Below are 9,154 nucleotides of genomic sequence, written 5' to 3' on the forward strand. Positions count from 1 at the left end.
GATGCGGGGGATGCTGCGGTAGGGGTAGGGTCGGTCATGGTGCTTTGTTTATACAGCGCAGCGCTCAAGTGGTGTTTATGCCGCCTCGGAGTTGGCTGGCGCTCCTTCATTTGCAGGATGTGAAGCACGAATCTTCGCGTCTATGATCTGCGGTGTTTGGTGCCTGTTTTATCGACCTGACCGGAGTGCGCGATGTGGATGAATTTGTTATCTGACAAGGGCTTGGCGGTGATAAAGCTGGGCTGGTTATACCGCAGCCGGCAAGTTATACCGCAGGGCTTGCGGTCTCCATTGCGTTGAACTAAACCGCTGACGCGGTGGCTGGTTCTCAAAAATTTGCACCAACCAAGCTAATACGCGGCGGAGGTCGTTATAGTTAGCCTGGTCGGCAAGGGATCTTTATTTTTCACAATGTGAGTCGAACCTTACATTCCCCTATAGGTTCTCGACGAGTTCGGGATACCTCTCCCGCCGCCAAAACAGCAGTCTGTCCGCTTCGTCAGCGGGCGGTTCAGTCCAACAAGGTTTATCTTCCGCGGGAGGCGTTCTTGGTTTCTACGAGCATTGCAGCGCGGCTGATAAACGCTAATCGTTAAGTCGCATATGTCTTGGCCAACCCGCTACATGCTTGCTCTGTTACCCGCCGCTGTCACGCTCGGTGGTTGGCAGCTTGCTGGTTGGGCGTATGACCACTTCGGTTGCCATGGCAATCTTAAAAGTCTCGCTCCCTGCTATGCCGGCTCGATCGACTTGCTGCCCTGGCTTGGCCTTGGCCTCTTCTGGCTTCAGCTTTTGTGTTTCATCACGGTGCCCATTTCCGCGTGGTTTCTAATCCAAGTCGGGGCTAAACATATTGGCTCACACAATGGCGCCAAGACTTAACCTTTCGCTCGGCACGGCCACGCAGCAGCAGGATGCCGCTGCGCGGCGCATGCCGCGTGCCGGGCAGCTCGAACGTTAAACCTCTCATTCGCCGCCGAGCTCAGATGAAAGCACTCAGGCCTAGTTCCACTGCCACGCGCATCGCCCACACTCGGGAATGGATTCCGGAATCGTTCGATGCACTTCTGGCCGAAATCGACGCGCTGAAGCAGCGTGCGGCAGATGAAAAGTGCCTGTTGATCTATCGTGGACATCGTCGGCGTGAATGGCGCCTGGACGCCACATTCGTCCGGTCAGTGAAGTCGCGCTTGTTCGACATGGAAGCGCAGGAGGGCTTCTCCGCGCGTCTGAAAGACTCAGGCGACTTGAACTCCGCGCTTACCAGTTTGTTGCTCTTGAAGTTTGGAACTCTGCTCGAGCCTAGCGCTGAATTGAAGGCGGTGGAATCCGATCACGGAGTTGACGCGTGGTTCGAGCTCATGAAGCGGTATCAGCAGTATCCGGAAGAGGATGTCCTCGCACTTGCGGGGACGAATTTTTTGGATTGGTCTCAAAGCAGCGACGTCGCGCTCTTTTTCGGGAACGATGGGCGTGACGGCGAAGGCGCGCTCTTTGTGTGCGACGCCACCGCAACGGGTGAGACATTGCAGGTGTTACCCGTCGTGGAGATTCTGCGCAAAGTCCGTGAGCAGTTCATGCGCGGTGAACCGAGCGGGTTGCCGCTCCTCTTCTCTCCACCCAAGCAGATCGCGAATGAGCGAGCGAGGAACCAGCAAGCAGTTTACTTCGCTCAGATGGAGCTGCGCTTGGATATGCTTGAGTCTTGGCGCTTGCTGGAATCGTCAAAGGACGACGATTCGATCATTTTGAAGATTGTCCTTCCACGGGGAACCGAAGGCGATCTTCGGAAGTACCTGGAGGCCAAGAGCATTACCGAGCCTTTCGTCTACCCAGACAAAGTGGTGACAAAGAGGGGCGAGGTTTAACATTTCAAACGACGCGGGCAGGAAGCGGCTTCGCCGCAAGTTTTGGTGGTCCGATCATTTTTACGTCAGCGAAATCAGGGTCAAGTCTCCCATCTTGCATTTCACTCAACGCATCTTTTCCAGCTGGTGACCGCTCATCATGAGCCTACTCAGTTTCTCCCTCCCGACCGCTGATACTGCGGCATGTGCGTCCGCACCAGTTGCTCCGCCACATCAGCTTGCAGAGCGTCCTTGATGCGTTTCTTCGGGTCGCGCCCCGGGGCGTTTGAGATCATGCGTTTGATGGCCACGAAAGTCAGCGGGTCCATCGTGTTCATCACTGCCATGTGGCCTGTCTCGGCGACAACTACCTGGCTGAACCGCTGAGCGCTCAGGATTTTGTCGGCACCTTCAATCTGAACGGCCCACAGGTCGTTTTCATCGCTGCTCATGCGAAAAGGGTGCGGCTCACCCTCTTTGGCGATGCGCCGGATGACGTCCACCTCAAAGCCTGAATCGTTGATGGCCGTCTGCTTCTGGTCTTGCTTCACCCTGAAGGTTGGGTCGGCTTTGCGCAAGGCACCAATAAACGAGCTGTCCATGCGCCGCATGTGAGAGACGAACGACATGCGTTTGCGGCTGTCAAACAACAGGTCAATGTCCTGCGTCGCCAGGGCGTCTGGCATGAAACGCACGCCGCAGGCGCTCTCGTAGGCATACAGGGCGTGCGTGCCGATGGTCACGAAATGGTCTTGCAAACCAACCGCCTCCAGCGCATTGAGTGTTTTGATGACGATTCCGGGCACACGGCCAACGCGTAGTGCTTTGTTAAGGCGTTGCTGGTTGTGCGCTGCGACGGTTAAGGAAGCAAGTCGGCTTGAGGCCTCGGCTTTCCGGGTTTTGAAGCGCTCGTAAATTTGCTCGTTCTCCGCGCTGCGTGGCCCCAGCGATTTTTGTGCGCCACGGGACGATTCGCGGATCAGGTACTCGGTGCCACTTTGCGTGCGCCAAAACATGGACCCCCGCACCTCAGCGGCCTCTGCCCTGACACGGCGCAGCTCCAGAAAGACGGTTTCAGCATCGATATATTGCCGCGTCTGATTCGGGAGCAGCTCCAGGATAGGGGGCATTTTTCAGGTGCTTTTGTAAAAATTTCAGTTTATCCTGAAAACCAATATAAATCAAAGATAAATCATTGATTATCTGTCGCAATGCGGCAAGTTTTGTTCCGTTTGAGTCAGGTGGATTTTGATTAATGCAACAAAATTGCGTTTATGATGCCCAGTCGTGCGAGACCACACAAATTTCAGATACATGACGTCCGCCATCCCCGCAAATGATTCGATCACCGGCCCCATTGACGCCCTGCTGTCCGCCCACGGCCTGCGGCGTACCGCGGCTGCGCGCCGGGTGCTCGGCTGGCTGCTGGCGCACCCGGACACGAGTTACACCCATGCGCAGTTGCAGGCGGCGCTGACCGAGGGAGAAGAACAGCCTGGATTGCGGATCAAGTCCGTAATGACAAAGACGGGAAAGAAGGCGAAGGCGGCGGAAATTGCGCCGCTGGACCGCGTCACGCTGTACCGCCTGATCGACCGCCTCACGCAGGTTGGCCTGCTGCTGTGCCGCGTGGACGCCAGCCGGGTGCGGCGTTACCAGGCGATGCCGGCGGGTGTGCATGCGATGCCGCACTTTGAATGCCAGAGCTGCCACCGCGACAGCCCGCTGGAGAATGCCTTGCAGGCCAGCGCCGGCGACCTGGAGCGTGCAGCGCAGACGGCGCTCGATGCGCTCAAGGCATTGGGTTACCAGGGCATGAGCCTGGACTTTGCCGTGCGTGGTGTGTGCGCCGACTGCGCCACGGGCAGCACCAGCGGTCATCGCCAGCGGGGTGTCGCCGCGTGATCCGTACGCGGCAACTGGCCTACCAGTACCCCGGCGGGCCGGCGCTTCGCTTTGACGACATTGACGTTCCACAGGGCGGGGTGCTGTTGCTGCGCGGCGCATCGGGTTCGGGCAAGTCCACCTGGCTGGCGCTGGCGGCGGGGCTGCTGACGCCGACCGCGGGCGACATCACGGTGGCCGGTCAGTCGTTGACCGCACTGGGCAAGGTGGCGGGTGATGCCTGGCGCGCGAAGACGATTGGTTTTCTGCCGCAAAAACTTCATTTGAGCAGCGCGCTGACGGTGCACGCCAACCTGGCGATCGCGCAGTGGGCGGCCGGTCAGGCGCAGGACGATGTGCGTATCCGCGAGGCGCTGACGGCGCTCGGTGTGGATGAACTGGCGGCGCGTAAACCGGCGCAGCTCTCGGGTGGGCAGGCGCAGCGGGTGGCGCTGGCGCGGGCGGTGCTGCTGCAGCCCAAAGTCATCCTGGCCGACGAACCGACGGCCAGTCTGGACGACGAGGCGGCGACGCAGGCGGTGGCGCTGTTGCAGGCGACGGCCATGCGCTACGGTGCGACGCTGGTGATTGCCACGCACGATGCCCGGGTTGCGGCGAATCTTGATGATCAAATCGGCTTTCAGCCCTTATTTCTCGGGCGCCAGTAGCTATGAAAACAATAGCATTCGCCTGGCGTTTTCTCTGGTCCCGGCCGCTGGCGGCGGGGCTCAATGTGCTGCTGCTCAGCCTCGGGCTGGCGTCGCTGAGCTTTGTGCTGCTGGTCAGCCACCAGATTGACCAGGCGTTTGAGCGCGACCTGGCCGGCATCGACGTGGTGGTGGGCGCCAAGGGCAGCCCCATGCAGCTGATTCTGTCGGGCGTGTTCCACATCGACGCGCCGACCGGCAACGTGCCGCTGGCGGCGGTGAAGGAACTCGAACAACACCCGCAGGTGGCCAAGCTGATTCCGCTCAGCCTGGGCGACAGCTTGCGCGGCTTTCGCATCGTCGGCACCACGCCGGACTACCTCACGCATTACCAGGCGGCGTTTGCGCAGGGCGGCGTGTGGACCGCGCCCATGCAGGCGGTGCTGGGCGCGCAGGTGGCGAAGCAAACCGGCCTGAAAGTCGGCGACCGCTTCGCTGGCAGCCATGGCCTGGGCGGCGGCGGGGACAGCCATGGGCAGACGCCTTATGTGGTCAGCGGCGTGCTGGCGCCCGGCGGCTCGGTGCTGGACCGGCTGGTGCTGACAGCGCTGGATTCCGTCTGGCAGGTCCATGAAGATCACACCGCTCTTGACGCCGACGACCGCCAACTGCTGGAAGAGGAGCGCGAAGTGACACTGGCGCTGATCCGTTACCGCACGCCGCTGGCGGCGGTGACCTTTCCGCGCTTTGTGAACAGCAGCACGGAGATGCAGGCCGCCGCGCCGGCGCTGGAAATCACGCGCCTGCTGGGCATGATCGGCGTCGGCACCGATGTGTTGCGCGCGCTGGCCGGTGTGCTGCTGCTGACGGCGGGCCTGAGTGTGTTCATCGCGCTATGGAGCGCCGTGCGCGAGCGCCGCGCCGACCTGGCGCTGCTGCGTTTGCTGGGCGCGCCACCGCGCAAGGTGGCGGCGCTGCTGCTGTGCGAGGCGCTGTGGCTGGCGCTGCTGGCGACCGTGCTTGGTGTGCTGGCGGGCCAGGGGCTGATGGCGCTGCTCGCCTGGCTGCTGCAGCTGGACAAATCGGTTCTGGTCGGTGCGCTGTCGTGGCCGGTCGGGTTGGTGAGTGTGCCGGCGCTGGCCGTGGGTGTGGCGCTGCTGTCAGCGCTGCTGCCCGCGTACGAGGCCTACCGGGTCCCTGTGTTTGAACTTTTACAGTCGAGGTGAACTCCATGATCAAAAAATATATGAAAAAAGTGCTTCCTACCCTTGCCACGCTTGCGCTGACAGCTACGTTTTCGATAGCGCATGCGCAACACAAGGACGCAGAAACCAAGGAAGACATCCAGCGCCACCGCGCCATGGCGGCCGCGCACGAAGCGGCGGCCAAATGCCTGGAGGCGGGAAAAAAGGAAGATGTCTGCATGAAAGAGCTGCAGGCTTCCTGCAAGGGGCTGGCGGTGGGAAAATACTGCGGCATGAAACACGGGCATTAACGCGCCGCCACCGCAACGTTTCTGGAGAACCCATGAATATTTCTGCTTTCACAGTTTCCAAGGCCTCGCCGTTATTGCTGTCGCTGCTGCTGACCGCCGGAAGTACGAATGCGCAGCTGAGTTCGCCCCTGCCTGCCGGCAGCGGCAAGCCCGCGGCGGGCAAGGCGGCACCTGCACCGCTTGGCAGCATTGATCTGCCGGCCGGGCAGGGCGCGGGTGTGCACGGGGCCAACAGCCCGTTTGCGCCGCTGGCCCCGCGCGGCGATGTGGTGCCCTGGTCGGTGCTGACCGACGTGAAAACCAAGAATGAGAAAAACCGCATCCTGCCGGTGTTCAATGAGGGCCAGCTCGGCATGAACGGGAAAATACAGCGCATCCAGGGCTTCATGATGCCGCTGGAGCCGGGCAAAAAGCAGCGCCACTTCCTGCTGTCGTCGGTGCCGCTGACCTGCTCCTTCTGCCTGCCGGGCGGGCCCGAGAGCATGGTCGAGGTCAAGACCAAGGCGCCGGTCGAATACAGCATGGAGGCGGTGGTGGTGGAAGGCCGCCTGCAGGTGCTGCATGACGACTCGTACGGCCTCTACTACCGCATCAACGATGCGGTGACGGTGAAGTAAACACCATGGTCTTGCGGCGCATGGCATGGCGGGCGGCCTGGGGCTATCTGGCCCTGGTGCTGCTGCTTGCGCCGGTGTTGGGCCTGCTGCACGGCGTGGTGCACAGGGCGGGCGACCACCCGCAGGCTGTGCACAAGCAGACGCAGGCCCAGGCCGCCGAAGCCGGCGGCCTGGCGCATGGCCACGGCTGGATGGACGAGCTGTTTTCGGCCCACGTCAATGATTCCGATTGCCGCGTCTTCGGCCAGCTTTGCCACAGCCAGGCGCCTCCCGCGCTGCCCCTGCTGGTGCTGCCGATAGTGCTGTCGCCGTTTGTCTTTCACTTTCTGGACGGCGAGGTACTCGCCCGTTGGGCCGCGCTTTTTGAAGCGCGCGGTCCGCCCCTGGCTCGCTGAATCCCCTCCCTGAAGTCCCGTGTGATGCCTGCCGGCATGAACACGGCGTTTCCGTCTTCCGATTCAACGAGTCCGCATGAAAAAAACATTCCCCCGCAGTGCCATCGGCACGGCTACGCTGTCCCTGCTCGCCCTGGCCAGCGCGGCGGCCCAGGCGCAGGCCCCCGCGCCCACGCTGAAAGAAATCACCGTCACCGGCAACCCGCTGGGCGCCACCGACCTGATGGCCCCCGCCACGCAGTATTCGGGCGCCGGCCTGCTGCTGCGCTCCAAAACCACGCTGGGTGAAACGCTGGACGGCACACCTGGCGTCAGCAGCACCTACTTCGGCCCCAACGCCAGCCGGCCTGTCATCCGCGGGCTGGACGGTGACCGCATCCGCATCCTGGCCAACGGCGGTGGCTCGCTCGATGCGTCCAGCCTGAGCTACGACCACGCGGTCACGGCTGACCCCATCAGCATCGAACGCATCGAGGTGCTGCGCGGCCCCGGCGCCCTGCTGTACGGCGGCAGCGCCGTCGGCGGTGTGGTCAACGTGATCGACAACCGCATTCCGCGCGAGCCGCAGTGGGGCGAGCAGGGCGGGATCAGCGGCAAGGCCGACCTGAGCCTGGCCAGCGGCAACTCGGAGCGCGGCAAGGGGGTGCTGCTGGAAGGCGGCAACCAGCGCTACAGCCTGCACGTGGACGCTTTCGACCGCCACACCGGCGACGTGAAAGTGCCGCGCGATCTCAATTGCACCAAGGCCGGCGTCACCACCCGCTCGCGGCGCATCTGCAACTCCGCGAGCGAGGTCAGCGGCGGGGCCGTTGGCGGCTCGGTGTTTTTCGACAACGGCTACCTGGGCGCATCGGCCAGCAATTACCGCAGCACTTACGGCACGGTGGCCGAAGACGAGGTGACCATAGCCATGAAGTCGAATCGCTATGCGATCGAAGGCGAAGTGCGCAACCTCGGCGGGCCCTTCCAGAGCATCAAGGGCCAATACAGCCAGACCGACTACGGCCACACCGAGTTCGAGGGCGCGACCGCCGGCACGGTGTTCAAGAACAAGGGCAGCGACTTCCGGCTGGAAGCGCGTCATGCGAAGCTCGGCAGGCTTGACGGCGTGCTGGGATTCCAGGCCGAGTCCAACCGATTTTCCGCCGATGGCAGCGAGGCCTTTGCGCCCTACAGCAAGACGACGCAGTCGGCGGTGTTTGCCTATGAAGAACTGGGCACGGACTGGGGCAAGCTGAGCCTGGGCGGGCGGCTGGAGTCGGTCGAGGTCGCGTCCTTCGGCAACCCGCGCGTGGCGCGTTTCACACCGGCGAGCAAAGACTTCGCACCCGGCAGTTACGCGCTGGGTGCCTTGTGGAACGCCGCACCGAGCTGGCAACTGACCAGCAACATCGCCTACACCGAGCGTGCCCCCAAGGACTATGAACTGTTTGCCGACGGCCCGCACATTGCCACGGCCGCCTATGAAGTAGGCAACGCCGGCCTGAAGAAGGAAGAATCGGGCAACCTCGATGTGGGCGCGGCCTGGAAGTCGGGCGGGCACAGCTTCAAGGTCAACAGCTATGTGAGCCGCTTCAAGAACTACATCGCGCTGAACCAGACGGCGGGTGTCACGCGCAATGCGGAAGATGGCACGGTCAACCCGGTGGAAGACACTGGCAACCCCGGCTTCACCGCCGCGGGTGCCGAGTTCAAGCCGTTGGCCGAATTCCGTTACGAGCAGGTGCGGGCACGCTTCACCGGCATCGAGGCCAGCGGCAACATCCGCCTGCTGGAAGGGGCTTCGCAGGTGGACCTGGCGCTGCGCGCAGACGTGGTGCGCGCCACCAACCTCAGCAACGGCCAGCCGCTGCCGCGCATCGCACCCTGGCGCGTGGGCGCCTCGCTGCTGTTGGCCAGCGGGCCTTGGGGCACCAGCCTCGGCTTCGACCACAACGCCGCCCAGAAGCGCGTGCCGGCGCCGCCTGTGGGCGCCACGGGAGCCTACACGTTGTGGAATGCCGCCGCGTCTTACCGTGTGAAGGCCGGCGCCGCGACGCTGCTCTGGTATGCGCGGCTCGACAACCTCACCGACAGACTGGCCTACAGCGCGAGTTCGGTGCTGACGAGCACGGCGTTCCCGAAAGCGCCGCTGCCGGGACGCAGTTTGAAGGTGGGTTTGCAGGCTAGTTTCTAGGGTCTGTTTTTCCTGCCTTTTTATCAAGCGTCACGCTGCGTCTGTTGGCTGCCTTGGACAGTAGGACGGACTCCCCACTCCCTCCCCCCACCC

The 9,154-nt window shown here is 62.6% G+C and carries 9 protein-coding genes; 8 read left to right on the forward strand and 1 reads right to left on the reverse strand.

Going from position 1 to position 9,154, the window contains the following annotated elements; genetic code table 11:
• Positions 1 to 914 precede the first annotated feature (914 nt).
• Positions 915 to 1,868 carry an FRG domain-containing protein gene (locus B7G52_RS22485; RefSeq protein WP_141397534.1) on the forward strand — a complete coding sequence of 318 codons (954 nt, stop codon included), beginning with the start codon at positions 915 to 917 and terminating at the stop codon, positions 1,866 to 1,868.
• Positions 1,869 to 2,017: 149 nt separating this feature from the next.
• Here B7G52_RS22485 and B7G52_RS22490 read toward each other — a convergent pair whose 3' ends face one another.
• Positions 2,018 to 2,977 carry a GSU2403 family nucleotidyltransferase fold protein gene (locus B7G52_RS22490; RefSeq protein ID WP_096699893.1) on the reverse strand — a complete coding sequence of 320 codons (960 nt, stop codon included), beginning with the start codon at positions 2,975 to 2,977 and terminating at the stop codon, positions 2,018 to 2,020.
• Positions 2,978 to 3,161: 184 nt separating this feature from the next.
• Here B7G52_RS22490 and B7G52_RS22495 point away from each other — a divergent pair, with 184 nt between their 5' ends.
• The 7 genes from B7G52_RS22495 to B7G52_RS22525 all read left to right on the forward strand — a co-directional run bounded on the left by B7G52_RS22495 (position 3,162) and on the right by B7G52_RS22525 (position 9,061).
• Positions 3,162 to 3,752 (forward strand): Fur family transcriptional regulator, encoded by a 591-nt coding sequence (locus B7G52_RS22495; protein WP_096699894.1) that lies wholly within the window; start codon positions 3,162 to 3,164, stop codon positions 3,750 to 3,752.
• Positions 3,749 to 4,399, forward strand: a complete 651-nt coding sequence (locus tag B7G52_RS22500; protein WP_096699895.1) for an ABC transporter ATP-binding protein — start codon at positions 3,749 to 3,751, stop codon at positions 4,397 to 4,399. Before B7G52_RS22495 ends, B7G52_RS22500 begins: the two co-directional genes overlap by 4 nt.
• 2 nt (positions 4,400 to 4,401) lie before the next feature.
• A complete protein-coding gene (locus B7G52_RS22505) occupies positions 4,402 to 5,604 on the forward strand; it encodes an ABC transporter permease (RefSeq protein ID WP_096699896.1) in 1,203 nt (400 codons plus the stop codon).
• 20 nt (positions 5,605 to 5,624) lie between these two features.
• Complete coding sequence (locus B7G52_RS22510) at positions 5,625 to 5,873, forward strand: hypothetical protein (protein ID WP_170954855.1); 249 nt, start codon at positions 5,625 to 5,627, stop codon at positions 5,871 to 5,873.
• A gap of 32 nt (positions 5,874 to 5,905) precedes the next feature.
• A complete protein-coding gene (locus tag B7G52_RS22515) occupies positions 5,906 to 6,490 on the forward strand; it encodes a DUF3299 domain-containing protein (protein ID WP_096699897.1) in 585 nt (194 codons plus the stop codon).
• A 5-nt stretch (positions 6,491 to 6,495) separates the two neighbouring features.
• Complete coding sequence (locus B7G52_RS22520; RefSeq protein ID WP_096699898.1) at positions 6,496 to 6,885, forward strand: hypothetical protein; 390 nt, start codon at positions 6,496 to 6,498, stop codon at positions 6,883 to 6,885.
• A gap of 76 nt (positions 6,886 to 6,961) precedes the next feature.
• A complete protein-coding gene (locus B7G52_RS22525) occupies positions 6,962 to 9,061 on the forward strand; it encodes a TonB-dependent receptor (protein WP_096699899.1) in 2,100 nt (699 codons plus the stop codon).
• The last annotated feature ends 93 nt before the right edge of the window (positions 9,062 to 9,154 follow it).

Source organism: Polaromonas sp. AER18D-145, assembly GCF_002379095.1.
GTDB lineage: Bacteria > Pseudomonadota > Gammaproteobacteria > Burkholderiales > Burkholderiaceae_C > Polaromonas.